The organism is Vitiosangium sp. GDMCC 1.1324 (assembly GCF_003044305.1).
In the GTDB taxonomy this organism is placed as follows: Bacteria; Myxococcota; Myxococcia; order Myxococcales; family Myxococcaceae; genus Archangium.
In genome coordinates, this window is record NZ_PZOX01000003.1 from 656728 (window position 1) to 680470 (window position 23743).

Here is a 23743-nt window from a genome sequence, read left to right on the forward strand (position 1 = left end):
AGCGGGCACGGCGGTCATCCCGTGCCGTGCCCGCTCGGGGCGAGCGGCTACAGCCGCCCGTCGAGGAAGTTGCGCACCAGCTTGGGGCCCTCGGGAGTCAGGACGCTCTCGGGGTGGAACTGCACGCCCACCACGGGCCGCTCGCGGTGCCGCAGCCCCATGATGAGCCCGTCCGGTGACCACGCCGTGGCCTCCAGCTCCGCCGGCAGCGTCGCCGCCTCCACCACCAGCGAGTGGTAGCGCGCCGCCTGGAAGCCCTGCGACAGGCCCTCGAAGATGCTGCGGCCCTCGTGACGGATGGACGCGGTCTTCCCGTGCACCGGCTCCGGGGCGCGCACCACATTGCCCCCGAAGACGGCCCCGATGGACTGGTGGCCCAGGCACACGCCCAGCACCGGCACCTTCGCGCCACGGATGGCCGCCATGCTCACCCCGGCCTCCTTCGGCGTGCACGGTCCCGGCGACACCACCAGGTGCGACGCGCCCGAGGCCGCCACGCCCTCGGCGTCGATCTCATCGTTGCGAGCCACCTTCACCTCGGCCCCCAGCGTATACAGGAGCTGCACGAGGTTGAAGGTGAACGAGTCGTAGTTGTCGATGACGAGGATCACCGCACACCTCCCTCACGGGCCTGCTTCAGGGCCGTGGCGAGCACCCGGGCCTTGGCCTCGGTCTCATCCGCTTCCTTCGAGGGCACCGAGTCCGCCACGAGCCCCGCGCCCGCCTCCCACAGCGTGCGGTCTCCGTCGACGAAGAAGGTGCGCAGGGCGATGGCCAGGTCCAGCGCGCCGCAGAAGGACAGGTAGCCCACGGCGCCCGCGTAGGGGCCACGGCGAGTGGGCTCCAGCTCGTCGATGATCTGCATCGCGCGAATCTTCGGAGCCCCGGACACCGTGCCCGCGGGGAAGGTGTAGGCCAGGGCATCGAGCGCGTCGTACTTCGCATCCAGCTTGCCGCGCACCTGCGAGACGATGTGCATCACGTGGCTGTAGCGCTCGATGACCATCAGGTCCTCGACGCGCACCGAGCCCGGAGCCGCCACCCGGCCCACGTCGTTGCGGCCGAGGTCCACCAGCATCATGTGCTCGGCGCGCTCCTTCTCGTCGGCGAGCAGCTCCTTCTCCAGAGCCAGGTCCTCGGCCTCGGTGGCGCCGCGGCGCCGAGTGCCGGCGATGGGGCGCACCACGACGTCCCCGTCACGCACCTGCACCAGCAGCTCCGGAGAGGCGCCCACCAGCGCACGGGCCTCGCCCAGCTCGATGTGGAAGAGGTAGGGCGAGGGGTTGATGCGGCGAAGTGCCCGGTAGAGCGAGAGCGGCGGCGGCGCCCCACGCGCCTCGAAACGGCGGGCGAGCACCACCTGCATGCAGTCACCCGCGCGGATGTACTCCTTCACGCGCTCGACGGCGGCCTCATAGCCGGCGCGGTCCCAATGGACCGAGACGTCGGCCTCGCCCCGCATGGGAGGGCTCGGGACATAGGCGTCCGAGGGGAGGGGCCGCAGCAGACGCGCGGCGAGAGCCTCGGCGCGGGCCTCGGCGTCCGCGAGGGCCTGGGCGACACTGCCATGGCGAGACGGCCGGGCGATGGCGGTGGCGTGCAGCGTCTGGGTGCGCGAGTCGAGGGTGACGAACTCATCGCACAGGAGCCACTCGGAGTCGGGGAAGGAGGTGTCCGGAGCGTGCCGGTCGGGCACGTGGCGCTCGAACCAGGACATGCAGTTGTAGCCGAGGTAGCCCACCAGACCGCCGACGAACGGGGGCTCACCGGGGAGCTTGGCGACGGCGTGCTCGCGCCAGACGGAACGCAGGACGTCGAGCGGCTTGCCCTCGAGACGCTGCGACTGTTCGCCGCGCCAGAGGGTGCCGCCGTTGCGGTCGAGCCGCAGACGGCCGGAGGGGGCGGTGCCGACGTGGCTGTAGCGGCCGAAGCGCTCGCCACCGTGGCAGGATTCGAGGATGAAGCCTCGCGCGCCACCGAGCTTGAGGTAGGCGGAAAGCGGGGTGTCGAGGTCGGCGGGGAGCACGACCGAGACGGGGACCGCCTCGCCCTTCTCCGCGCGTTGGCGGTAGGCCGCCTTGCGCTCCTGAGCGTTCATCACGTTCCTCTGAGTAGACCCCTCGTCCCTCTGGAGAGAGGGCTGGGGGTGCCTCCGTTATCGCCCGTCTGGCGGTGCCGGGAAAGGGGGGGCCGGACTGGCCGCTCAGGGGTTGCTCCCTGGCTTGCTGGGGGCCAGCAACTCGACGGCCACATCCGCGGCGGTCTTCTGGGCGGCACAGGCCTCCGGACGGCCGAAGGGCAGGAACACGTTCGGCGCGGGCGCGCAGACTTCCGTGATCCGGGTGCGGTCCTCCAACACCTCGCGAGCCAGCCGCCGGGCCTCGTCCTGACGTCCTCGCGCCTTCGCCTCGAGGGCGAGCTGGAGCTTCGCCTCGAGCCGCACGCTATAGGTCTTCCATCCCCGCTGCTCCGGAATGGCCGTCATGGCTTCCAGACCCCGCGAATACAGAGCGACTGCCCGAGCCCGATCCCCCTCCTTATCGGCGACCGCGCCCAGGAGGATCAGTCCCTCGGGGAAGCGGGCCAGCTTCCCAGCGGCCTCGGCGCGGCGCAGCAGCTCGAGGGCGGCACGCCAGTCGGAGCCCTTCGCGCGGCGCAGCAACTCGCACAGGACATACGCGGCACGGTACTGGACCCCCTCTTCGGAGTCCTCGAGGAAGGGCAGAGCCAGCTCGACCCCCTGGAGCGGAGTCACCCGCTGGGACACCTGATAGAGCGCGCTGGCCCTGATTCCGGGGGCTGGGTCGCGCAGCGCACGCTGGAGGGCCTTGTCGACCTCGGGCCCTGGACGCTGCCCCAGCGTGAAGACGGCGTAGGCGCGGAGGAAGTCGAGGGGAATGGAGGGAGCACTCTCCATGAGCACTCGCACGGACAGGCGGGCGGCTTCTTCTGGGGACCTGCGATCCAGCAGCATGAGGATCTCCGGCAGGGCCTCCACCGAAACTCGAGGGGATTGAGGAGGGAGCACGAGCAGGCCGTGAATCTCCTCGTCCGTGCCGATGGCGCTGAGCCCCTCCAGGGCGATGTTGCGCAGTTCCCACTCCAGATCTGGATTGCGCTCACGCAGCAGCTCCAGCCAGAAACTCCGCAGCGCGGGGTTGCTGCCCCGAGGGGACCGCTGCGAGACCCCCTGCAGCGCCCAGGCGATCCGGATGCGCTCGTCCTTGCCACGCGTGTTCCGGAACTCCTGGAGAAGAGCCTCGGTGTTCATCTCGGGCAGAGGCCTGTCCCGGGAGACCTGGCCCGTGACCGGGTCGATGCGCAAGCGGATGCCCGGGACGGGACCCGCATAGGGAGGCTCGGGATGGCCGGGAGGCAACTCGGTGGGAACGACCAGCGTGAGCACGTCGCCCTCGAAGGCGGGTGAGGTGCTCCACCAGGAGCCACATAGCATCTCTGGGAGCTTGCGCCGCTCCTCCTCCGTGACGTGGGTATCGAGCAACCACTGGCCGCTCAGGACCCCGTTTGGCCCGAAGATGCTCACCTCGCTCGAACGGGAGTCGACCAGCGCCAGGTAGCGGCCACTCGGCGATAGGAGGACATCCCGCTTCTCGACGCCATGCGAGAGAGCGCTCTGCCACACGACCTTGCCGGCCCGGCGGTCACGCAGGGTGAGCAGAGGAGAGGAGAACTTCCCCCTCTGCATCGTCTCGAGGGATATCTCGAAACGCCCATCCTGGGACTCCATCGACCAGGACTCGGGAGCGATGCGAGTGCACGCCAGCGTCACCGAGGGCCCCAGCAGCGCCAGGGCCACGACCAGGACGCCCCCCACCCTCTTCCAGACTCTCATCCAGAGAACGGTAGCCCCGGTAACGCGAGTGCCTCAACCCTCGCCGCGAGCCCGCTCACGAGGGCCGAAGAGCCACTCCAGGCCCCGCCACACGTCATCGCGCCAGGCCGGATAGTTATGACCGCCGTGATACTCGCGGTACTCGGCGCGGTGTCCGGACTGCTGGAGCACGGGGAGGATGCGCCGGTTGCCCTCGGCGAGCGCCTCGAAGTGACCACAGTCCATCCACACCTCGAGCGGCCGGGAGGCAGCGCGGCGGGCGAGGTCGAACACGACGAAGTCGCGGTTCCACACGCTGAACGCACCCGACTGCGAGAGCACGTGGCCGAAGACCTCGGGCGCACGCAGTCCCGAGTAGAGGGCAATCAACCCACCCAACGATGCACCGAGGACGGCATGGGCGCCGGGCTCGCGCTTCTCATCCACGAGGTGCAGCTCGTTGTGGGCGAGCGGCAGCACCCTGTCCAGCAGGAAGGCCAGGGTGGCCTCGCTGCAGGCGTACTCGACGGTGCGAGCGTGGCCCCCGTTGGCCACCATGGCCAGGGCGATGGGACGGATGCGGCCCTGGGCGATGAGGTTGTCCACGAGGACGTGCAGCTTCGCGCGGCGCAGGAAGTCCGGCCCGTCGAACACCACCACCAGGGGACAGGGCTCGGAGGTGGGAGGCGCGTAGAGGAACACCGGGCGCTTGCGCCCCACACACAACTCATGCGTCTCCACCATGTGACGGGTGACGGCGCCACGAGGCACGTCCCGCTGCCGCTGCGCGAGGGGCGTGGGCCCGGCCTCGGGCATGTGGAAGAAGTGGTTGAAGTCACCGAACCCGTTGGGGACGAGGCGCTTGTTGAAGGGGTCTCGAACCCGCTGCCCCTTCGCATCCTGGAGCGCGTACTCCACATAGGTGTCGCGCGGCAGCGTGAGCGAGTGCGCCCACAGTCCGGGCGCCACCTGTTGCAGAGGGACGGGCTCACCGGACCAGTCCTGGAAGTCACCCATCACGGACACAGGCCGGCGCCCGCGCCACACGAAGGTGGCTGTCTGTCCATCGATGACCGGAGTGCCCTCGGTACGGGCCCTCTTCTCGAGCGAGGTGGTATCCATGAATCATTCCGGGGAGAGGAGCGGGCCGTGCTCGAACAGTGCTTCGCCTCCAAGCCCCGAGGCGAGGAGGCGGTACCCAGTCATCTTCAGCATGAGGGCAGACGCTAACCGCCCCGGAAGGAAGCTGCCAACCTCGAGCCTAACGAGCGAGCGCGGTGCGAATCGGGCGGATGGCCACCAGTCCCAGCAGGGCGGCGAACAGCCAACGGCCCCAGCGCGGGCGCTCCTCTACCGGGTGGTTGCGCGGAGCGTGCTCGTCGAAGAGCTCCACCATGCCCTTGATGAAGTGGCGCATGTCCAACGGGCTGCGGCTGGAGAACCACCGGTCGTCACGGACACCGGGCTCATCCACCCACTCGGCCCCCGCGTTGCGGATGTCATCCTTGATACCGGGCCACGCGGCCAGCTTGCGTCCACTCGCCAGACCCGCGGACACGAGCACCCAGGGACCATGGCACAACGTGGCGATGGGCCGGCCGTGGCGGTCGAACTCGCGGACGAACTGGAGCACCTCCTCGCTCTGACGGAGGAAGTCCGGATTGACGAAGCCTCCGGGGATGAGCAACGCGTCGAAGTCCGTGGGCTGCACCTCCTTCACGAGCTCGTCCACGGGAATCTTCTTGCCCGGCCACAGCAGGTTCATGCCGCGAATGCGCCCCCTGTGCAGGGAGATGATGTCCACCTGCGCGCCCCGCTTCCGGAGCGCTCTCATGGGGATGGTGAGCTCCACCTGCTCGAAGCCGTCCGCGGCCAGCACACCGACCCGGATGCCCTTCAACGTCTTCCTCGCCATGCCAACTCCTCCCGGTTCTCTTCCCGGCGCAATCGTCGGCATCCCTCCCGCGTCCGGCATTCCTCGCTCCCCGGGCTGGTGGGGAGGCAGGAGAGCATGCGGAGCGGCGCATGAGACAGACGTCGGGGTGGTCTGTCCCTCGGACTTCAATGAGTCAGACGAGTCCCGTGGTTATCTTGCAGAATGGCGGCCGCCAGGGAGGAGGGAGCACCATGTCGAAGGCCTTCACGAAGGAAGACTCGGGCGGAGAAGACCTCCTCCTGCCCCCGCGCCCCCGCTCGATGTCTGGAGAGAAGCGGTACATCACCCCCGAGGGCTACCGCTCCCTGCAGGAGGAGCTCGAGGCGCTCACGGCTCCAGCCCCTCTTCAGAAGGACACTCCGGCGCTCGAGGGCGAGGCACGGACCCGAGAGCGTGCGCGCCGGGCGCAGCAACTGGCCACCATCCTGGAGGAGGTGCAGGTGGTATCCCCCGAGGCCCCGGACGACGAGCGCATCTACTTCGGCGCGTGGGTAACGCTCGAGGACGAGGAGGGCGAGGAGACGACGTACCGCATCGTGGGTCCGGACGAGGCGGACGTTAAGGAGGGCCGACTCAGCGTCGAGTCCCCCCTGGCGCGGGCACTGCTCGGCAAGGAGGAGGGCGAGTCCGTCCGTGTCGAACGGCCGCGTGGCGCCATCGAGTACACCGTCACCGGGGTGTCCTACCGGCCTCCCACCTCTTGAGCACCCGGGAACTGTCAGGAGCGCGCCCCTGCCCCGTCATGCTTGGTGTTCATTAAACACCAACCATTCGAGAGACCCATGAGCAACGCGAGGCACAGGTTCACCTTCTTCTGGCGGCAGGAATCCCCGTTCTCGCAGTGGCACCCCACGCAGTTCGTGGTGGGAGGCGCGCGGTTCACGTGCACCGAGCAGTACATGATGCACGGAAAGGCGGTGCTCTTCGGGGACGCGGAGATGGCGGCGCGCATCCTGGAGGCGAAGACACCTCGGGAGCACAAGGCGCTGGGGCGCAAGGTGCGAGGCTTCGAGGGCGCGGTGTGGGAGCGGGAGCGCGAGCGCATCGTTTACGAGGGCAACCACGCCAAGTTCATCCAGAACGCCGGGCTGCTCGCGGCGCTGCTCGCCACGGCGGGGACGGAGCTGGTGGAGGCCAGCCCGATGGATCGCATCTGGGGCGTGGGGCTCTCCGCGGAGGATCCTCGCATCCAGAATCCAGCGACCTGGCGTGGCCAGAACCTGCTGGGGAAGGTGCTCACGCGCCTGCGCGAGGACCTGCTCGCCGCGGGCGAGACGCAGGCCCGGCCTGCGCGCCCCTAGAGAACCATGAGAGAAGGAGGGCGGCTCCGGGACGTCTCAGAGCCGCACCTGCTTCATCTTCTTCATCGTCCGCGCCGCGAAACTGTCCAGCACCCCCGGCACGAACGCCTTGAGGGCCATGATCAGCTTCGCGGCCGGCATCATCACCACCTCGCGCTCGCGGCGCTCCATGGCGCGCAGGATGATGTCCGCGCACGTGCGTACACTCATCATCCCATGGGTCTCCTCGGGGATGTCCGATTTGCCGGGCGTGCCGTCGGGGCCGAGCGCCCGGACGCGGATGTCGGTGGCGACGAACCCGGGCGACACGACGAGCACGTCCACGCCGGTGCCACGCAGTTCGATGCGCAGCGAGTCGAAGAACCCCTGCATCGCGTGCTTGCTCGCGGAATAGCCGGTGCGGCCGGGCACGCCGTTCTTGCCCGTCAGCGACGAGATGGCGACGAGCATGCCCCGCCGCGCCTTCACATGCGGGAGCGCCTCGTGTGTGCAGTAGACCGAGCCCAGGTAGTTCACCCGCATGAGGCGCTCGAAGAGTGACAGGTCCGTCACATCCTCGAAGAGCCCGCGCATGGTGAGCCCCGCGTTGTTCACCAGGTAGTCGATGCCGCCGAAGGCCTCCACGGCGCGCGCCACCAGGCGACGGCAGGCCTCGGGGTCGCCCACGTCGGTAGGCACGACGAGCGCCTGACCTCCAGCCTGCTCGCACCGCTGCTTCACCCGGGCCAGCAACTCCTCGCTCCGCGCCGCCAGGACCAGCTGGGCCCCGCGCTCCGCGAGCGCCACCGCCAGCTCTTCACCGATCCCCGCGGAAGCTCCGGTAATGACCGCCGTCTTTCCTCTCATGGGGCGCCATGCTCGCATGCTTCCGCCCGGCCCCCATGGCACAAGGGCCGCTTCTCCATCTATTAGAAGACATGTGAGTTCATCCAAGCGCCGCCGCATCCTCGACATCGTGGCCACGGACGCCACCTTCGAGCGGACCGAGTACCGTGGCCGCGAGGTCTGGCTCGGAAAGTGCCTGCACTGCAACGCGTACCTCGTCATCGACCTGAGCGGCGAGCCCGTCAGCCGGGCCACCATCGAGCACATCGTCCCCCGGGTGCACGGCGGGACGGATGCGCTGGGGAACCTCGGCCTGGCGTGTGCGCGCTGCAACCAGGGCAAGGGCAGCCGGCACGATCGGCACTTCCACCGTGATCCTCGGGTCCGGGAGCTGGTGGATCGCCTGTTGGAGCGCCGCCGCGAGCGCTGGCGCGACCCGGACGACGCTTGAGCTCCCCAGGGTCCAACCCCCCCTTCCATCTCGTAGAAGAGAACATCATCCGGAGAGAATTTCCGCCGCACCACAACGTGGCGGGTCGTGGTATCCCGCCGCTCGCGGACAGAGAAAGGTTGACACCTGGATAATGATGCTCGATGGTCACGCGCCGCGTTGGAACGGGCGAGGAGGAGGGACCCCGCCCATCGCAACTCTTCAGTCGGATGGGGTCGGGCGTGTCCGCATGTCTCCTGCCAGGGCAGGAGCCGTCGCAGCCACAGCAACGCCGTGCATGAGCTTCTTGTTCCAGTCTTCCTGTGCCGTCTCCGTTCCGGTCGCGCCGTCCTCCCGGTCGTGTCCCTGCGGAGTCCACTGACTAGCCCCCCGGTCCTGGTATGAGCGGTCCTCTCTTCCCACGCTGGACGAACACGGTGTCGCGGGCTTCTGCCGCGGCGCTTCTTGCAATCCCCGCGATCGCGCTTGGCGGTCTGATGGCGTACGTGCGTTCCCCGTTCGTCACCAACCAGAACCGGCCGATCGAACAGCCGATCGAGTTCGATCACCGGCACCACGCCGGTGACGAGCAGATCGACTGTCGCTACTGCCACTTCTCCGTGGAGAAGTCGCCGTCAGCGGGCATCCCCTCCACCACCGTGTGCATGTCCTGCCACGCCCAGGTGTGGAACAAGAGCCCGTACCTGGCGATGGTGAGGCAGGCGTACTTCACGGACCAGGCCATCCCCTGGATCCGCATCCACAACCTGCCGGACTTCGTCTACTTCAACCACTCCATCCACGTGGCCAAGGGCGTGGGCTGCGCCACCTGCCACGGCCGCGTGGACATGATGGGCGCCATGGAGCAGTACGCACCGCTCACCATGCAGTGGTGCTTGGACTGCCACCGCAATCCCAAGCCCAACCTGCGCCCGCAAGAGTTCATCACCAGCATGACCTGGCAGCCGCCGGCCGACCACAAGGAAGCCGAGGCGCTCGCCGACAAGCTGGCGGAGCAGTACGACGTTCACTCTCGCACGAGCTGCTCCACATGCCATCGCTGAAGCCCAAGCTCGACGGAGCCCCCATGAAGGACACCCCTACCTCCTTCGCCCTTCCGGTCGTCTCGGACAAGGCCGAGGCCGCACACGACCACGACCACTCGCACGACGTCGTGGGTGAGGCGCTCGACCACGCCGCCGCGCACGCCGTGGCCTCCGAGGGCGCTTACGGGAAGACCTACTGGCGCAGCCTCGAGGAGCGGCTCGGCAAGGCCGAGTACCTCGAGGAGACCCGCCCCGAGTTCCCCGAGGGCGCGGACCTGCCTCCCACCGGCGTGGCCCGCCGCGAGTTCATGCAGCTGCTGGGCGCCTCGCTGGCGCTGGCCGGCGCCACCGCCTGCTCCACCCGCCCGGTGGACGAGCGCATGGTGCCCTACACCCGCACGCCGCCCGAGCTCGTCCCGGGCAACCCGCTGCACTACGCCTCGGGCATGACGTTCGGGGGCCACACCTCCGGCATCCTCGTCACCGCGCGTGAGGGCCGCCCCATCAAGGTGGAAGGCAACCCGCAGCACCCGGTGAACCTGGGCGCCGCCGGTGTGTTCGAGCAGGCCTTCCTGATGTCCTTGTACGACCCGCAGCGCGCCCGCGTGCTGCGCAACCGCAAGGACCCGCGCTCGCTGCGCACCTTCGGTGAAGAGATCAGCACGTACCTGGCCCGGGCGGCGCAGCAGAACGGCGGGGGGCGCGTGCGCTTCCTCACCGAGCCGAACACCTCTCCGGTGCTCGGCGACCTGCGCTCGCGCATCCAGCAGCGGCTGCCCAACGCCCGCTTCACCAGCTACACCTCCGTGGCGCAGGACGCGGCCAGCGAGGGCACCCGCGCGGTGCTCGGCCAGCCCGCCGCCGCCGTGTACGACTTCTCCAAGGCGGACGTCGTCCTCTCCCTGGACGCGGACTTCCTGGAGAGCCGCCCGGCCAACCTCGCCTACGCCCGCGCCTTCGCGAAGCGGCGTGACCCGGCCGAGGGCAACCTCAACCGCCTCTACGTCGCCGAGCCGCGCTTCACCATCACCGGCGGCATGGCGGACCACCGTCTGCGCGTGAAGTCCACGGAGATCTTCGCCGTCGCCGCCGCCATCGCCTCGCACGTGGGCGGTGCGGTGGAGGGCCTGGCCGGTGCCGCCGCCCAGAAGGCGCAGCTCAACGCCAGCCACCAGAAGTGGGTGGAGGCGGTCGCCGCCGACCTGCGCGCCCACGCCGGCAAGAGCGTGGTGGTGCCCGGTGAGCGTCAGCCCGCCGCGGTGCACGCCCTGGCCGCCGCCCTCAACGCGGCGCTCGGCAACGTGGGCCAGACGGTTCGCTACGTCCCCGCCAACGCCGCCGATAACACCAGCGCCGCCGCCCTGCGCCCGCTCGTGGACGAGCTGAAGAACGGCGCGGTGGACGTGCTCGTCATCACCGCCTGGAACCCGCTCTACCGCGCGCCGGTGGACCTGGGCCTCCAGGAGGCGTTGGATCCGAAGACGAACCCCAACCGCGGCAAGCTCACTGTCATCTACACCTCGCTCTTCGAGGACGAGACGAGCGCCTACGCCGACTGGTTCGTCCCGGCCGCGCACGAGCTGGAGTACTGGGGTGATGGCCGGTCGAGCGACGGCACGGTGTCCATCGTGCAGCCGCTCATCCAGCCGATCTTCAACGGCGTGCCCGTGTCGGAGTTCCTCGCGACCTTCCTCGGCGAGCCGTTCCGCAACAGCTATCAGATCCTCCGCGACTTCTACCGGGGCCGCGCCGCCGCCGGCACCGACTTCGAGACGGCGTGGGAGACCTGGGTGTCCGTGGGCATCGTCCCCGACTCCGCCCCCGCGGCTCTGACCGCCGCGCCCAACGCGGACGGCGCCCGCGCGCTGGTGGAGGCCTACACCCCGCCTGCCTCGGGCGAGCTCGAGGTGAACTTCGTCGCGGACTACAAGATCTACGACGGCCAGTTCGCCAACATGTCCTGGCTGCAGGAGCTGCCGGATCCCATCTCGAAGATCACCTGGGACAACGCGGCCTACCTCAGCCCGGCCACCGCCGAGCGGCTCAAGCTCGAGCCGGGTGACGTGGCCACGCTTACCTACCGCAACCGCACGCTGGATGTGCCCGTGTGGATCATCCCCGGCACGGCGGACGACGTGGTGGTGCTGCCGCTGGGCTACGGCCGCACGGGTCTCTTCGAGACCGTGGCCAAGGAGATCGGCTTCAACGCCAACCTGGTGCGCAGCGTGGAGGCGCCCTGGTTCGAAGGTGGCGCGAAGCTGGAGAAGGCGCGCAGCACGCACAAGTTCTCCCTCACCCAGTCCCACTGGCGCATGGAGGGCCGCCCGATTGCCCTGGACATGACGGTGGAGGCGTTCCGCAAGGAGCAGGAGAAGGAGAAGGAGCACGCCAGCCCGCTGCTCGCCCGCGTGCGTGGCGAGAGCGAAGCCACCAACCTCATGCCGGACTTCAAGTATGAGGACTACAAGTGGGCGATGGCCATCGACCTGGCCCGCTGCACTGGCTGCGCGGCGTGCGTGGTGGCCTGCCAGGCGGAGAACAACATCCCCGTCGTGGGCAAGGAGCAGGTGGCCCGCAGCCGCGAGATGCAGTGGCTGCGCATCGACCGCTACTTCACCGGTGACGAGCTGCACGACCCCGAGATGGTCATGCAGCCGCTCATGTGCGTGCACTGCGAGAAGGCCCCCTGCGAGTACGTGTGCCCGGTGAACGCCACCGTGCACTCGGACGAGGGCCTCAACGACATGGTGTACAACCGCTGCGTCGGCACGCGGTACTGCTCCAACAACTGCCCGTACAAGGTCCGCCGCTTCAACTACCTGCACTACACCGCGGACAAGACGCCCACGCAGAAGATGATGATGAACCCGGACGTCACGGTGCGTAACCGCGGCGTCATGGAGAAGTGCACCTACTGCGTGCAGCGCATCGAGCGCGTCCGCATCAAGGCGCGCGTGGAGAAGCGGCCCATCTTCGAGAAGGAGCTGCAGACCGCCTGCGCCCAGGCCTGCCCCACCGAGGCCATCGTCTTCGGCACCCTGAGCGACCCCAACGCCCAGGTGACCAAGCACCACCACGACGAGCGCGCCTACAAGCTGCTGAACGAGCTGGGGACCAAGCCCCGCACCGCTCACCTCATCCGTCTGCGCAACCCCAATCCCGCCCTCGCGTCCGCCAAGCCCGCCGCCGAGGCGGAGCACGAAGGAGGCCACTAAGCCATGGCCGAGACCGCTGCTCATTCCGCCGTTCCGCTCGACCCGCTCGAGCCGCGGCCCCTCGTCGCACCGCACCACGACGACAAGTCTCTCAACGAGACCCTGCTCGACCACGTGTGGGCCAAGCCCGGTAAGGGCTGGTTCATGCTGTTCGGACTGGCGCTGGCCGGCCTCGGCCTGCTCGTCCTGGGTGTCACCATCACCCTGGCGCGCGGCATCGGCATGTGGGGCAACAACCAGCCCAACGGCTGGGCCTTCGACATCATCAACTTCGTCTGGTGGGTCGGTATCGGTCACGCCGGTACGCTCATCTCCGCCATCCTCCTGCTCTTCCAGCAGAAGTGGCGCACGAGCATCAACCGCTTCGCCGAGGCCATGACGCTCTTCGCCGTGTGCTGCGCGGGTCTCTTCCCGCTGCTGCACACGGGCCGTCCCTGGTTCGCCTTCTGGCTCTTCCCCTACCCGTCCACCCTGGGCGCCTGGCCGCAGTTCCGCTCGCCGCTCGTCTGGGACGTGTTCGCCATCTCGACGTACCTCACCGTGTCCGCCCTCTTCTGGTACGTGGGTCTCATCCCCGACCTGGCGGCCCTGCGTGACTCGTCCAAGGGCAAGCTGCAGCGCACCATCTACGGCCTCTTCGCCCTCGGCTGGCGCGGCTCTGGCCGTCACTGGCACAACTACAAGATTGGCTACCTGCTGCTGGCGGGTATCTCCACCCCGCTCGTGGTCAGCGTGCACACGATCGTGTCCTTCGACTTCGCCACGGGCCTCATCCCCGGCTGGCACGCCACCATCTTCCCGCCCTACTTCGTGGCCGGCGCCGTGTTCAGCGGCTTCGCGATGGTCATCACCCTCATGGTGCCCGCCCGCAAGTACCTCAAGCTCCGGGACGTCATCACCGACCGCCACCTGGAGAACATGAACAAGGTGATTCTGGCGACGGGCCTCATCGTGTCCTACGGCTACATGATGGAGCACTTCATCGCCTGGTACTCCGGCAGCGAGTACGAGATCTGGACCTTCTACGTGAACCGCGCCCGCGGTCCGTACGCCGGGGTGTACTGGCTGATGATCGCCTGCAACGTCATCACGCCGAACATCTTCTGGTTCAAGAAGTGCCGCACCAGCATCCCCATCATGTGGGTGGCGTCCATCCTGGTGAACATCGGCATGTGGTGCGAGCGCTTCATCATCATCGTGACGTCGCTGACGCAGGACTTCCTGCCCTCCTCGTGGGACCTGTACAGCCCGACCTGGGTGGACTGGTGCATCTACGTGGGCACCCTGGGCCTGTTCAGCACGCTCTTCCTGCTCTTCCTCAAGTTCGTCCCCGCGGTCGCGGTGAGCGAGGTGAAGGAGCTCCAGCTGGAGCTCAAGCACGCCGCGCACGGCAGCGAGCTGGGTGCCGCCGGGACCCTCACCCACGGAGCGCACTGATCCATGTCCGCCGAGACCAAGGTTCTGGATAGCTGGGTGCTCGCCGAGTTCGCCACCCCCGATTCCCTGGTGGATGCCACCCGGCAGATGCGGGAGAAGGGCTACCAAGGCATGGACACCTATTCGCCCTACCCGCTGCACGGTGGGTCCGAGGCCCTGGGCCTGCCGCCCTCGCGCGTGCCCTTCATCGCGCTGGGGGGAGCCCTCACGGGCATCGTGACCGCCATCGCGATGATGGCGTACATGAACGCCTTCGACTACCCCCTCAACGTGGGTGGCCGCCCCGTCCTCAGCATCCCCGCCTACGTTCCCATCACGTTCGAACTGGCGGTGCTGCTCACGGCCTTCGGTATCTTCTTCGGGCTGCTGGGCCTCAGCCGACTGCCGCAGCCCTATCACCCGGTCTTCGAGAGCGAGGAGTTCCGTAGCGCATCCACGCACGGCTACTGGCTGAGCATCCCGAAGGCCCTCACCGCCACCAAGGCGGAAGACATCGTCGAACAGCTCAAGGCACTGGGCGCGACCCATGTGACCGTTGTCTCGGGAGAGAAGGAATGAGGTGGCTCATCCCCGCGGCAGGGCTCGCCCTGGCCGGCTGCAACATCCCGTCCGAGTTCCTCCAGCGCATGGAGTCTCAGGCGAAGTACGAGTACTACGAGACGAGCGAGTTCTGGGCGGATGGTCGCGCCATGCGCACCCCGCCCGAGGGCACCGTCCCGCGCGAGCGTCCGGTGGGCAACCCCGGCCTCACCACGGGCCGCGTCAACGGCACGCTCGTGTCCTCCATCCCGCTCGAGCTCAACCACGAGGTGCTCGCGCTGGGGCAGAAGAAGTACAACATCGTCTGCTCGCAGTGCCACGGCCGGCTCGGTGACGGCAACAGCGTGGTGGCGGAGAACATGGCCCTGCGCCTGCCTCCGTCCCTGCTGCAGCTCTCCGACAAGCCGGACGGGCACTTCTTCGTCGCCGTGACCGAGGGCTACGGTGTGATGCCGTCCTTCGCCGGTGAGCTCAACATCCAGGAGCGCTGGGCCGTGGTGGCCTACGTCCGTGCGCTGCAGCAGGCCCGCAACTCCCAGGCGGGCGGCCAGCCTCTTCCGCAGGAGAACCGATGATTGCCGTGGATCGTTTCAACGGCGGCTCCAAGGTGATGACGCTGGCTGGGGCCGTGGGCGTCATCGGCCTGGTGCTGACCATCGTGGGCTTCGTCACCTCGGCCCAGGCGACGATGTTCAGCTACCTGCTCGCCTTCACCTACTGGGTGGGCATCGCGGTGGCCGCCATCATCATGCAGGCCATCTTCCACACGGCCAAGGCCAAGTGGGTCACCGTCGTGCGCCGCACCATGGAGACCATGGGCGCCAGCGTGGTGGTCTTCATCATCCTGGCCCTGCCCATCCTCTTCGGGGCCAAGTACCTCTTCCCCTGGGTGGACCCGACCAACTGGGTGTTCCCCGGCACCGACGGTGTGAAGTTCACCGAGGTGGAGCTGCACCACCTGCACCACAAGCACCCGTACCTGAACCTGACGTTCTTCTACATCCGTCAGGCCATCTACTTCGCGGTGTGGGCCTTCGTGGCGTGGCGGCTGCGCAGCTGGAGCACCCAGCAGGACGAGAGCGGCGCGCTGGAGCTCACCGTCAAGCTGCGGACCTTCTCCCCGGGCGCGCTCCCCTTCCTTGCGCTGACCATTACTTTTGCTGGTTTCGACTGGCTGATGACCCTCACGCCGCTCTGGCAGTCCACCATCTTCGGCGTCTATTACTTCGCCGGCAGCTTCCTGGCGGCCTTCTGCGTGCTGACGATCTCGGCCGTCAACGCGCAGGGCAAGAACGAGTTCGGGTCTCTGTTGACGACGGCGCACTACCACAACCTGGGTAAGCTCATGCTGGCCTTCACGGCCTTCTGGGCCTACATCGCCTTCTCCCAGTTCCTCCTCATCTGGATCGCCAACCTCCCGGAAGAGGCCGGCTGGTACAAGCTGCGCATCGAGGGCCCCTGGCGGTCGGTGTCCCTCGTCGTCTTCTTCTTTGGCTTCCTGCTGCCCTTCTTCACGCTGCTGTCGCGCAACCTGAAGCTCAAGCCGAAGCTGCTCGCGATGGTGGCCGTCTACCTGATGGTGATGCACGCGGTGGACATGTACTGGCTCATCTGGCCGGCGTTCTCGCCCCAGGCCCCGTCGTTCCACTGGACGATCATCACTGCCTTCGCGGGCGTGGGCGGGCTGGCGGTGGCCGGAGCGATCTGGTTGGCGCGCGGCCGCTACACGGTCCCCGTGAAGGATCCCTACATCGCTGAGGCGCTGAGGTACGTGCAGCCATGAAGAAGACCGAGTCGGAGCTCGAGTCGCGCGTCATCCGTGGCGCGCATGGTGTGGCCGCCGAGGAAGACCACATCCTCACCGGGAAGGTCGTCCAGGTGGGTGTGGGAGCCCTCGTCATCTTCATCGTGGGCGGAATCTGGGCGTGGCGCCTCCAGGTGGCGACGACGCACGAGTTCGCCCCCGAGGGACCCGCTCCCATCCCGGCGCTCATCACCCCGGACAAGAACCACCACACCGCCTATGAGATCGGCATCGTGAACCAGCGTCTGTTCGACGTGGACACGCACGCCGTGGAGAAGATCCACTCCCAGCAGCAGGCGCTGGAGAATGGCTGGGCGGAGGAGCCCGGCGTGGTGGCCCGGCCCACCATCTCCCAGGCGATGGACCAGGTCATCGCCAAGCAGGCGGCTGGTCGGCAGCAGCCGGCTCCGGCCCCCACCCCCACCCCTGCACCGCAGCAGCCCGCCCCCCAGCGGCAGTAGTTTTGCGGTAGAGGAAGAAGCGCGATGTACACCCCCTCCTCTTCCATCAGTCTGCGCGCCGGGATGGCCGCGCTGCTCCTGGCGCTCGGCGCCGGGATGCCGGCGTATGCCCTCCCCGGTGGCGGCAAGGTCCCCAAGAGCATCATCGACGCCCAGTCGGACGCCCCGCCGCAGGTTCGCGGGGTGGATGTGGAAGAGCACCTCGGAGAGCTCGTCTCGCTGGAGGCGCAGTTCACCGATGCCTTCGGCAAGCCGGTGCGTCTGCGCGACGTGCTGCCGCGGACCCGGCCGGTGCTGCTGACGCTCGTGTATTACAACTGCCCCCTGCTCTGTAACCTCGTCATCAACGAGCAGATCCGCACCATGCGGGAGCTGGGGCTGGAGCTCGGCAAGGACTACGAGGCGGTGACGGTGAGCATCGACCCGAAGGACACGCCGGCGCAGAGCCTCGAGCGGCGGCGGCGTCACCTTCAGTCCATGGGTCTGCCGGAGACGGCGCCCTGGCACTTCCTCACCGGCACCGAGGAGAACATCCACCAGCTCGCGGACGCGGTGGGCTTCAAGTACGCCTACGACGCGGGGACGGCCCAGTACGTCCACCCGGCGGTGGTGCACGTGCTCACCCCCGAGGGGGCCATTTCGCGCTACCTGTACGGGACGTCCTTCCGGGCGCAGGACATGAAGCTGGCCCTGCTGGAGGCCGCAGGTGGCCGCGTGGGCACCAGCTTCGATCGCATCGTCCTCACCTGCTTCAAGTATGACACCGCCACCCGGCGGTACGGCTTCTACATCTTTGGATTCCTCCGGATTGGCGCGCTCATGGTCTTCGCCGCCCTCGCGACCATGCTCGCCTACTACTGGAGGCGTGAGCTGAAGAAAGGCGCAGCAGCATGAACGAGTTGCTGAACAAAATCCTGTTCCTCCCGGAGCAGGCGTCGACCTTCGCAGAGCGGGTGGACCACCTGCACTACTTCGTCGTCGGCGTGACGATGCTGAGCTCGCTCGTGGTGGGCACCGCGGCGATCTTCTTCTTCTTCCGCTATCGCCGGCGCAAGCCGAACCAGACGACCGAGTACGTCGTCCCGTCCGTGAAGACGGAGTTCCTCTTCGTCTCGCTGCCGCTGGTGTTCTTCCTCACCTGGTTCGTCATCGGCTTCCGGGACTTCGTGTTCGTCTCCACTCCGCCCAAGGACGCGATGGACGTCTACGTCATGGGCAAGCAGTGGATGTGGAAGTTCTCCTACCCGGAGGGCCCCAACGGGGTGAACGTGCTGCACGTGCCGGCCAACCGTCCGGTGCGTCTGCTCATCACCTCGCGCGACGTCATCCACTCCTTCTTCGTGCCGGCCTTCCGCGTGAAGATGGACGCGGTGCCGGGGCGCTACACGCAGACCTGGTTCGAGGCCACCAAGCCCGGCACGTACCAGATTCTGTGCACCGAGTACTGCGGCCTCTCCCACTCGAAGATGCTGGGTGAGGTGGTGGTGCTGGCGCCCGAGGAGTGGGACGCCTGGGTGAAGGAGCAGCGCAAGGGCAGCCTGCAGAACCGCCAGGACGCGCTGGCGGACTTGAGCCTGGCGCCGCACCCCTCCCGCATGGCGGAGCAGGGCCAGAAGGTGGCCGCCGAGGTGGGCTGCTTCAAGTGCCACACCGTCAATGGCGAGCCGCACATCGGCCCCACGTTCCTGGGCATGTACGGCCGCACGGAGACGCTGGACAACGGCCAGTCCGTCCGCGTGGACGAGGCGTGGATCACCCAGTCGATGATGGACCCTGGGGCCCACCTGGTGGCCGGCTTCCCCAACGTCATGCCCACCTTCCAGGGCAAGCTGACGGGGCCCCAGACGGCGGCCATCGTCGAGTACATCAAGACCCTGCGCACTCCGGACATCCGCACCGGCGCTTCTCAAGGACCTGTCTATGAGCCCATCCAGTAGCATCGCAGCCGAGCCGGGCGCCGTGCCCGCGCCGGATGAGCATCACGAGCACCACCCGAGCTACCTCACCGATGGCACCAGCGTGAAGTCCTGGCTGCTGACGCTGGACCACAAGCGCATCGGGGTGATGTACCTCATCTGGGTCCTGCTCTTCTTCCTCATTGGCGGCATCTACGCGCTGCTGATCCGTCTGGAGCTGCTGACTCCGGGACCGACCATCATCGACGCGATGACGTACAACCGCGCCTTCACCATGCACGGCGTGGTGATGATCTTCCTGTTCATGATCCCGGCCATCCCGGGCGCCTTCGGCAACTTCATGCTGCCGCTGATGCTGGGCGCCAAGGACGTGGCCTTCCCGCGGCTCAACCTGCTGTCGCTCTACCTGCTGCTGACGGGTGCGTTCATCGCCATCTGGGGGATGATCAACGGCGGCATGGACACGGGCTGGACGTTCTACACCCCGTACAGCACGCACACGACGACGACGGTGGCGCCCATCCTCTTCGGCGCGTTCATCATCGGCTTCAGCTCCATCGCCACGGGCCTCAACTTCATCGTCACCACGCACACCATGCGGGCGCCGGGCATCACCTGGTTCAAGCTGCCCCTGTTCGTGTGGGCCATGTACGCCACGGCGTGCATCCAGGTGCTGGCCACGCCGGTGCTCGGACTGGTGCTGCTGCTGGTGGTGGGTGAGCACATCTTCCACTTCGGCATCTTCGACCCGGCCCGCGGCGGAGACCCGGTGCTCTTCCAGCACCTGTTCTGGTTCTACTCGCACCCGGCCGTGTACATCATGGTGCTGCCGGCCTTCGGCGTGATGAGCGAGATTGTCGCCGCCTTCAGCCGCAAGAACATCTTCGGCTACCGCGCGGTGGCGTTCTCGTCCCTGGGCATCGCCTTCGTGGGCTTCTTCGCCTGGGGCCACCACATGTTCGTGTCGGGCCAGTCCACGTTCAACGCGGGCGTGTTCGCGGTGCTGACGATGCTGGTGGGCGTGTTCACCGCCATCAAGGTCTTCAACTGGGTGGGCACCGTCTACAAGGGCGCGGTCGACTTCAAGACGCCCTTCGCCTACTTCTGCGGCTTCCTCTACTTCACCGTGTTCGGCGGCATGACGGGCGTGGCCTTCGCCACGGCGTCGCTGGACGTGCCCTGGCACGACACCTACTTCGTGGTGGCGCACTTCCACTTCATCATGGTGGGCGCGACCATCATGGCCTTCATGGCGGCGCTCCACTACTGGTTCCCGAAGATGTTCGGGAAGATGTACCACGAGGGGTGGGGCCTGGTGTCCGCGGCGCTCATCATCCTGGGCTTCAACGCCACGTTCATCCCCCAGTTCCTCCTGGGCAACGCGGGCATGCCGCGCCGCTACTACGAGTACCCGGAGCGCTTCCAGACGCTCAACGTGGCCTCCACCGCGGGTGCGTCGCTGCTGGCCTTCGGCTTCCTCATCAGCGCCATCTACCTGACGTACGCGCTGGTGTTCGGCCGCCGCGCCGCCTCCAACCCGTGGCGCAGCCACGGCTACGAGTGGCTGACGGAGTCTCCTCCTCCGACCCACAACTTCGTGGGGCCGCAGCCCACCTACTCCGAAGAGCCCCACTTCTACGTGGACGCCAAGAAGGCCGAGGTGCCCGATGCAGTCTAGTTCCGCCGTCGCCGGTACGGCCGGCGCTCCTCCCGTGCCGCAGGTGGCCGCGCACTTCGCCTCGCTCGAAGTGCAGAACCACGCCGCGCGCCTGGGAATGTGGCTCTTCCTGGCCACCGAAATCCTGCTCTTCGCGGGCCTGTTCGTCATCTACGCGTGCTACCGCTTCATGTTCCCGGAGGCGTTCGCCGCAGCCAGCCGCCACCTGGACCTGACGATGGGCACCATCAACACCCTGGTGCTCATCACCTCCTCGTTCACCGCCGCCATGGCGGTGCACTACGCCAAGGAGGCGAAGAACAAGCAGGTGGTGCTGATGTTCGTCCTCACCATCCTCATGGCGATGGCGTTCCTCGTCATCAAGTACTTCGAGTACGCCCACAAGTTCCACGAGGGGCAGCTGCCCGGCCCGTACTACCGCTACGAGGGCATCCAGCTGCCGGGCGTGTCGCTGTACTTCACCATCTACTTCCTCTCCACGGGCCTGCACGCCTTCCACGTCATCGTGGGAATGATCGTCCTGGGGTGGGTCACCACCAAGGCGATGAGGAATGAGTTCAGCTACCGCAACTACACCGCCGTCGAGCTGGGCAGCATGTACTGGCACCTCGTCGACCTGGTGTGGATCTTCCTCTTCCCCATGCTGTACCTCATCTAAGGGAGCCTCCCGCACATGTCCGCGATGGCCAATGAGTCGCTGAAGGAAGATCGTGAGATGCGCGAGGAGCACCACTCCGGACCGGGACGGTACGTCCTGGTCTGGGGGGCCCTCATGGTGCTCACCGTTGTCACTGTGCTTACCGGTCGCATGCACCTGCCGGATTACGGTCTGTTGCTCGCGCTGGTGATCGCCACCGTGAAGGGTGGTCTGGTGGCGCTGTTCTTCATGCACCTCGCAGAGCACAAGGGCGCCAACCGGCTGGTGTTCGGCACCTCCATGCTGTTCGTGGTGCTGCTGCTGGTCTTCACCCTGTTCGATTTCGGTACGCGCTTCCGGCCCGCCCTGGCCCCCAACGGCACTCCTCCGGAGTGGCCCGTGGAGACCGGTCAGCGGGGCAAGTACGGTGGGCTGCTGCAGTCGCCCGACTCTCATCCGTAGTCGGCACGTCCCTCGACGTTTCCCACGCGGCGCCGCGGCTCACTGCCCGGCGCCGCGTTTGTTTTGCGGGCAAGGGTATGCTCGAGACCCCGGAAGCCTCCGCCATGCGCCTCGTTGCCGCCACCACCGAAGAACAGAAGACCCAGCGCGATGTGCTCTCGTACTCCGAGTGGGGCAAGCTCCTCACCCTCGAGGGCTATGTCTCCCGGGAGCAGCGTCTGCGTGCCCACCCGTGGGCCCGCGCCAACATGCACACCTGGTTGCTGTGCGAGGAAGATGGCGCCGTGCTCGCCTCCTGCGAGACGTTCCGCACCGACAGCTTCCTGCGCTCCCAGAACGGCGCCCTCCTCCCGGGTGACAGCTTCTCCATCGCCAGCGTCTTCACCGAAGAGCGCCTGCGCGGCCACGGCTACGCCACACGGCTCATGGACATGCTCGCCGCCCGGCTCGAGCACGAGCCTCGCGCCCACGCCTCCCTGCTCTTCTCCGACGTGGGCCCCCGCATCTACGCCCGCTCGGGTTACCGGGAGCTGCCCGCCTGGAACTGGCACCTGTCCCCCACCCCAGGCGCTCCCGGCGAGCACGTGGACCTGCTCACCCGGGAGGAGGACCTCGGCCGGGCCCTCGCCCGCATGCGCCTGCCGGATGCCCCCTTCTTCTTCTGGCCCTCGCCCGCCCAGCTCGACTGGCACCTCGAGCGCGGGCGCATCTACGTCGGCCACCTCGGCTGCTCCCTCCCCCAGTCCCTCGGCGCCACCACGGGCCAGTCCACCATCCTCTGGGGACTCGTGAGCCGAACCGCCGAGCTGACGGTGTTGATGCTCGATGCGCGCTCTCCCGAGGAGGCCCAGGCACTCCTCGGCGCGGCCCGGCGCGAGGCCTCGCGCTCCGGTCTCTCCCGCGTCCTGCTCTGGGAGGAGCCCGCCCACGCTTCCCTGCTCCCCCTCGTGGAGGGCGCCACCCGCGCGGCTCGCGACGGCTCCCTGCCCATGGTGCGCCCCCTCCGCCCGGACCTGCCCTCCTCGCCCCTCCTCCCCATCCCTCGTGGGCTCTGGGTCTGATGACCCGCTAGGATGGGCCCATGGCCAAGCGCACCCGCATCATCGAGGGCACCTGGAACTGCACCTCCTGCGACACCCGGGACATTCCCGCGCGCCACCGCAGCTGCCCCAGCTGCAACAACCCGCGCGAGGAGACGGGCAAGGAGTCCGAGTTCGAGTTCGGAGGGGTGGATGCGGCCTCCGGCAAGTCGCTGCGCGAGGGTGTCACCGATGAGAAGGCCCTCTCCGCCGCCGCCGCCGGTGTGGACTGGTTCTGCGACTACTGTGGCGCCTCCAACCGCGGCAACGCGCCCCAGTGCCGCAACTGCCGCGCCCAGCGCGCCGACACCTCGCGCACCCTCTCCGAGGACCCCGAGCCCGCCGACGCGCCTCCTCCTCCGCCCCCCGCCCCCAAGCGCTCCAGGCGCAAGTGGCTCTTCGTGGGACTCGGCGTCTTCTCGCTCTTCGCCACCTGCGTCATCTGGGGCTCGCGCTCCCACAACGTCACCGGCCAGGTCACCTCCACCGAGTGGACGCGCACCGTGCACCGGGAGACCTTCCAGCGGGTGAGCAAGACGGGCTGGCGCGATGAGCTGCGAGCCACCCCTCCCCGCATGCCCGTGAACGGCCAGGGCGAGGTGGCCGGCGTGGAGAACATCCGCAACTGCGTCACCCGCCAGCGCGGCACCCGCCAGGTCGCCGACGGCACCGAGCACGTGTGCGAGACGAAGTCGCGCCGGGTGCAGTGCGGCACCGAGGAGAAGTGCACGCGCAAGAAGATGGGCAATGGCTTCATGAAGGAGGAGTGCAACGACGTCCCCAAGTACTGCAACGAGTCCTATGAGGACTGTCGCGACCGCACGCGCTACCGCACCGAGCCCGTCTTCGACCTGAGCTGCACCTATGACACCTACGCCTGGACGGAGGTGGATCGCCGCCAGGAGTCCGGCCGTGACAGCGCCCCCCGCTGGCCCCAGCTGAGCACGGGCTCGCTCGACCGGCTGCGCCGCGAGGAGAAGTACGTCGTCCGCATCGGCTACACGGATGATGGCGCGAAGGAGCACCAGCTCGAGCCCAAGAACGAGTCCGAGTTCCTCTCCTGGAAGATGGGCCAATCCGTCCCCCTCCAGGTGAGCAACTTCGGCTCGGTGACCGTCCTGGCCGGCGACGTCAAACGGTAAGG

Annotated in this window: 23 protein-coding genes; 17 read left to right on the top strand and 6 right to left on the bottom strand. The window is 67.8% G+C overall.

Going from position 1 to position 23743, the window contains the following annotated elements:
• Window positions 1-47 precede the first annotated feature (47 nt).
• The 5 genes from DAT35_RS11235 to DAT35_RS11255 all read right to left on the bottom strand — a co-directional run bounded on the left by DAT35_RS11235 (window position 48) and on the right by DAT35_RS11255 (window position 5747).
• Window positions 48-611, bottom strand: a complete 564-nt coding sequence (locus DAT35_RS11235; RefSeq protein WP_108066937.1) for an aminodeoxychorismate/anthranilate synthase component II — start codon at window positions 609-611, stop codon at window positions 48-50.
• Window positions 608-2098, bottom strand: coding sequence for an anthranilate synthase component I family protein (locus DAT35_RS11240; protein WP_108066938.1), 1491 nt, complete (start codon window positions 2096-2098; stop codon window positions 608-610). Before DAT35_RS11240 ends, DAT35_RS11235 begins: the two co-directional genes overlap by 4 nt.
• 105 nt (window positions 2099-2203) lie before the next feature.
• Complete coding sequence (locus tag DAT35_RS11245; RefSeq protein ID WP_108066939.1) at window positions 2204-3853, bottom strand: hypothetical protein; 1650 nt, start codon at window positions 3851-3853, stop codon at window positions 2204-2206.
• 33 nt (window positions 3854-3886) lie between these two features.
• Window positions 3887-4954 carry an alpha/beta hydrolase-fold protein gene (locus DAT35_RS11250; protein WP_108066940.1) on the bottom strand — a complete coding sequence of 356 codons (1068 nt, stop codon included), beginning with the start codon at window positions 4952-4954 and terminating at the stop codon, window positions 3887-3889.
• A 139-nt stretch (window positions 4955-5093) separates the two neighbouring features.
• Window positions 5094-5747, bottom strand: a complete 654-nt coding sequence (locus tag DAT35_RS11255) for a type 1 glutamine amidotransferase domain-containing protein (protein WP_108066941.1) — start codon at window positions 5745-5747, stop codon at window positions 5094-5096.
• A gap of 212 nt (window positions 5748-5959) precedes the next feature.
• Here DAT35_RS11255 and DAT35_RS11260 point away from each other — a divergent pair, with 212 nt between their 5' ends.
• The gene (locus DAT35_RS11260) at window positions 5960-6472 is read left to right on the top strand and encodes a GreA/GreB family elongation factor (protein ID WP_108066942.1); all 513 of its coding nucleotides are present in this window, start codon (window positions 5960-5962) and stop codon (window positions 6470-6472) included.
• A 78-nt stretch (window positions 6473-6550) separates the two neighbouring features.
• Window positions 6551-7069: an NADAR family protein gene (locus tag DAT35_RS11265; RefSeq protein ID WP_108066943.1), complete on the top strand. Its 519-nt coding sequence runs from the start codon at window positions 6551-6553 to the stop codon at window positions 7067-7069.
• Between the two features lie 36 nt (window positions 7070-7105).
• Here DAT35_RS11265 and DAT35_RS11270 read toward each other — a convergent pair whose 3' ends face one another.
• Window positions 7106-7915, bottom strand: a complete 810-nt coding sequence (locus DAT35_RS11270) for an SDR family oxidoreductase (protein WP_108066944.1) — start codon at window positions 7913-7915, stop codon at window positions 7106-7108.
• A 73-nt stretch (window positions 7916-7988) separates the two neighbouring features.
• On the opposite strand from DAT35_RS11270, the gene DAT35_RS11275 reads away from it, so the two are divergent.
• From DAT35_RS11275 to DAT35_RS11345, 15 genes are all read left to right on the top strand, one after another.
• Complete coding sequence (locus tag DAT35_RS11275; protein ID WP_108066945.1) at window positions 7989-8345, top strand: HNH endonuclease; 357 nt, start codon at window positions 7989-7991, stop codon at window positions 8343-8345.
• Between the two features lie 380 nt (window positions 8346-8725).
• Complete coding sequence (locus DAT35_RS11280; protein ID WP_108066946.1) at window positions 8726-9388, top strand: cytochrome c3 family protein; 663 nt, start codon at window positions 8726-8728, stop codon at window positions 9386-9388.
• The gene (locus DAT35_RS11285; RefSeq protein WP_108067234.1) at window positions 9385-12585 is read left to right on the top strand and encodes a TAT-variant-translocated molybdopterin oxidoreductase; all 3201 of its coding nucleotides are present in this window, start codon (window positions 9385-9387) and stop codon (window positions 12583-12585) included. The genes DAT35_RS11280 and DAT35_RS11285 overlap by 4 nt, the downstream gene beginning before the upstream one ends.
• Before the next feature lie 3 nt (window positions 12586-12588).
• Window positions 12589-14022: an NrfD/PsrC family molybdoenzyme membrane anchor subunit gene (gene nrfD / locus DAT35_RS11290; protein WP_108066947.1), complete on the top strand. Its 1434-nt coding sequence runs from the start codon at window positions 12589-12591 to the stop codon at window positions 14020-14022.
• A gap of 3 nt (window positions 14023-14025) precedes the next feature.
• Complete coding sequence (locus DAT35_RS11295) at window positions 14026-14580, top strand: DUF3341 domain-containing protein (RefSeq protein ID WP_108066948.1); 555 nt, start codon at window positions 14026-14028, stop codon at window positions 14578-14580.
• On the top strand, window positions 14577-15137 hold the full coding sequence (locus tag DAT35_RS11300; RefSeq protein ID WP_108066949.1) for a cytochrome c: 561 nt from the start codon (window positions 14577-14579) through the stop codon (window positions 15135-15137). Before DAT35_RS11295 ends, DAT35_RS11300 begins: the two co-directional genes overlap by 4 nt.
• Window positions 15134-16345 carry a hypothetical protein gene (locus tag DAT35_RS11305; RefSeq protein WP_108066950.1) on the top strand — a complete coding sequence of 404 codons (1212 nt, stop codon included), beginning with the start codon at window positions 15134-15136 and terminating at the stop codon, window positions 16343-16345. Before DAT35_RS11300 ends, DAT35_RS11305 begins: the two co-directional genes overlap by 4 nt.
• The gene (locus tag DAT35_RS11310) at window positions 16342-16827 is read left to right on the top strand and encodes a hypothetical protein (RefSeq protein WP_108066951.1); all 486 of its coding nucleotides are present in this window, start codon (window positions 16342-16344) and stop codon (window positions 16825-16827) included. The genes DAT35_RS11305 and DAT35_RS11310 overlap by 4 nt, the downstream gene beginning before the upstream one ends.
• Before the next feature lie 24 nt (window positions 16828-16851).
• The gene (locus DAT35_RS11315; protein WP_108066952.1) at window positions 16852-17721 is read left to right on the top strand and encodes an SCO family protein; all 870 of its coding nucleotides are present in this window, start codon (window positions 16852-16854) and stop codon (window positions 17719-17721) included.
• On the top strand, window positions 17718-18764 hold the full coding sequence (coxB, locus tag DAT35_RS11320; RefSeq protein WP_108066953.1) for a cytochrome c oxidase subunit II: 1047 nt from the start codon (window positions 17718-17720) through the stop codon (window positions 18762-18764). Before DAT35_RS11315 ends, coxB begins: the two co-directional genes overlap by 4 nt.
• Window positions 18748-20421, top strand: a complete 1674-nt coding sequence (locus DAT35_RS11325; protein WP_108066954.1) for a cbb3-type cytochrome c oxidase subunit I — start codon at window positions 18748-18750, stop codon at window positions 20419-20421. The genes coxB and DAT35_RS11325 overlap by 17 nt, the downstream gene beginning before the upstream one ends.
• Complete coding sequence (locus tag DAT35_RS11330; protein ID WP_108066955.1) at window positions 20411-21079, top strand: cytochrome c oxidase subunit 3 family protein; 669 nt, start codon at window positions 20411-20413, stop codon at window positions 21077-21079. The genes DAT35_RS11325 and DAT35_RS11330 overlap by 11 nt, the downstream gene beginning before the upstream one ends.
• Before the next feature lie 15 nt (window positions 21080-21094).
• Window positions 21095-21520: a cytochrome C oxidase subunit IV family protein gene (locus DAT35_RS11335; protein ID WP_108066956.1), complete on the top strand. Its 426-nt coding sequence runs from the start codon at window positions 21095-21097 to the stop codon at window positions 21518-21520.
• Between the two features lie 104 nt (window positions 21521-21624).
• Complete coding sequence (locus DAT35_RS11340; protein ID WP_108066957.1) at window positions 21625-22581, top strand: GNAT family N-acetyltransferase; 957 nt, start codon at window positions 21625-21627, stop codon at window positions 22579-22581.
• Window positions 22582-22601: 20 nt separating this feature from the next.
• Window positions 22602-23741 (top strand): hypothetical protein, encoded by a 1140-nt coding sequence (locus tag DAT35_RS11345; protein WP_108066958.1) that lies wholly within the window; start codon window positions 22602-22604, stop codon window positions 23739-23741.
• Window positions 23742-23743 lie beyond the last annotated feature (2 nt).

What these genes read in the sequence shown, in the direction of transcription:
- DAT35_RS11250 (WP_108066940.1), bottom strand. Translation starts at nt 4,954, where the DNA reads ATGGATACCACCTCGCTCGAGAAGAGGGCCCGTACCGAGGGCACTCCG.
- coxB (WP_108066953.1), top strand. Translation starts at nt 17,718, where the DNA reads ATGAACGAGTTGCTGAACAAAATCCTGTTCCTCCCGGAGCAGGCGTCG.
- DAT35_RS11310 (WP_108066951.1), top strand. Translation starts at nt 16,342, where the DNA reads ATGAAGAAGACCGAGTCGGAGCTCGAGTCGCGCGTCATCCGTGGCGCG.
- DAT35_RS11260 (WP_108066942.1), top strand. Translation starts at nt 5,960, where the DNA reads ATGTCGAAGGCCTTCACGAAGGAAGACTCGGGCGGAGAAGACCTCCTC.
- DAT35_RS11245 (WP_108066939.1), bottom strand. Translation starts at nt 3,853, where the DNA reads ATGAGAGTCTGGAAGAGGGTGGGGGGCGTCCTGGTCGTGGCCCTGGCG.
- nrfD (WP_108066947.1), top strand. Translation starts at nt 12,589, where the DNA reads ATGGCCGAGACCGCTGCTCATTCCGCCGTTCCGCTCGACCCGCTCGAG.
- DAT35_RS11255 (WP_108066941.1), bottom strand. Translation starts at nt 5,747, where the DNA reads ATGGCGAGGAAGACGTTGAAGGGCATCCGGGTCGGTGTGCTGGCCGCG.
- DAT35_RS11345 (WP_108066958.1), top strand. Translation starts at nt 22,602, where the DNA reads ATGGCCAAGCGCACCCGCATCATCGAGGGCACCTGGAACTGCACCTCC.
- DAT35_RS11300 (WP_108066949.1), top strand. Translation starts at nt 14,577, where the DNA reads ATGAGGTGGCTCATCCCCGCGGCAGGGCTCGCCCTGGCCGGCTGCAAC.
- DAT35_RS11315 (WP_108066952.1), top strand. Translation starts at nt 16,852, where the DNA reads ATGTACACCCCCTCCTCTTCCATCAGTCTGCGCGCCGGGATGGCCGCG.
- DAT35_RS11295 (WP_108066948.1), top strand. Translation starts at nt 14,026, where the DNA reads ATGTCCGCCGAGACCAAGGTTCTGGATAGCTGGGTGCTCGCCGAGTTC.
- DAT35_RS11280 (WP_108066946.1), top strand. Translation starts at nt 8,726, where the DNA reads ATGAGCGGTCCTCTCTTCCCACGCTGGACGAACACGGTGTCGCGGGCT.
- DAT35_RS11340 (WP_108066957.1), top strand. Translation starts at nt 21,625, where the DNA reads ATGCGCCTCGTTGCCGCCACCACCGAAGAACAGAAGACCCAGCGCGAT.
- DAT35_RS11305 (WP_108066950.1), top strand. Translation starts at nt 15,134, where the DNA reads ATGATTGCCGTGGATCGTTTCAACGGCGGCTCCAAGGTGATGACGCTG.
- DAT35_RS11335 (WP_108066956.1), top strand. Translation starts at nt 21,095, where the DNA reads ATGTCCGCGATGGCCAATGAGTCGCTGAAGGAAGATCGTGAGATGCGC.
- DAT35_RS11330 (WP_108066955.1), top strand. Translation starts at nt 20,411, where the DNA reads ATGCAGTCTAGTTCCGCCGTCGCCGGTACGGCCGGCGCTCCTCCCGTG.
- DAT35_RS11325 (WP_108066954.1), top strand. Translation starts at nt 18,748, where the DNA reads ATGAGCCCATCCAGTAGCATCGCAGCCGAGCCGGGCGCCGTGCCCGCG.
- DAT35_RS11240 (WP_108066938.1), bottom strand. Translation starts at nt 2,098, where the DNA reads ATGAACGCTCAGGAGCGCAAGGCGGCCTACCGCCAACGCGCGGAGAAG.
- DAT35_RS11270 (WP_108066944.1), bottom strand. Translation starts at nt 7,915, where the DNA reads ATGAGAGGAAAGACGGCGGTCATTACCGGAGCTTCCGCGGGGATCGGT.
- DAT35_RS11265 (WP_108066943.1), top strand. Translation starts at nt 6,551, where the DNA reads ATGAGCAACGCGAGGCACAGGTTCACCTTCTTCTGGCGGCAGGAATCC.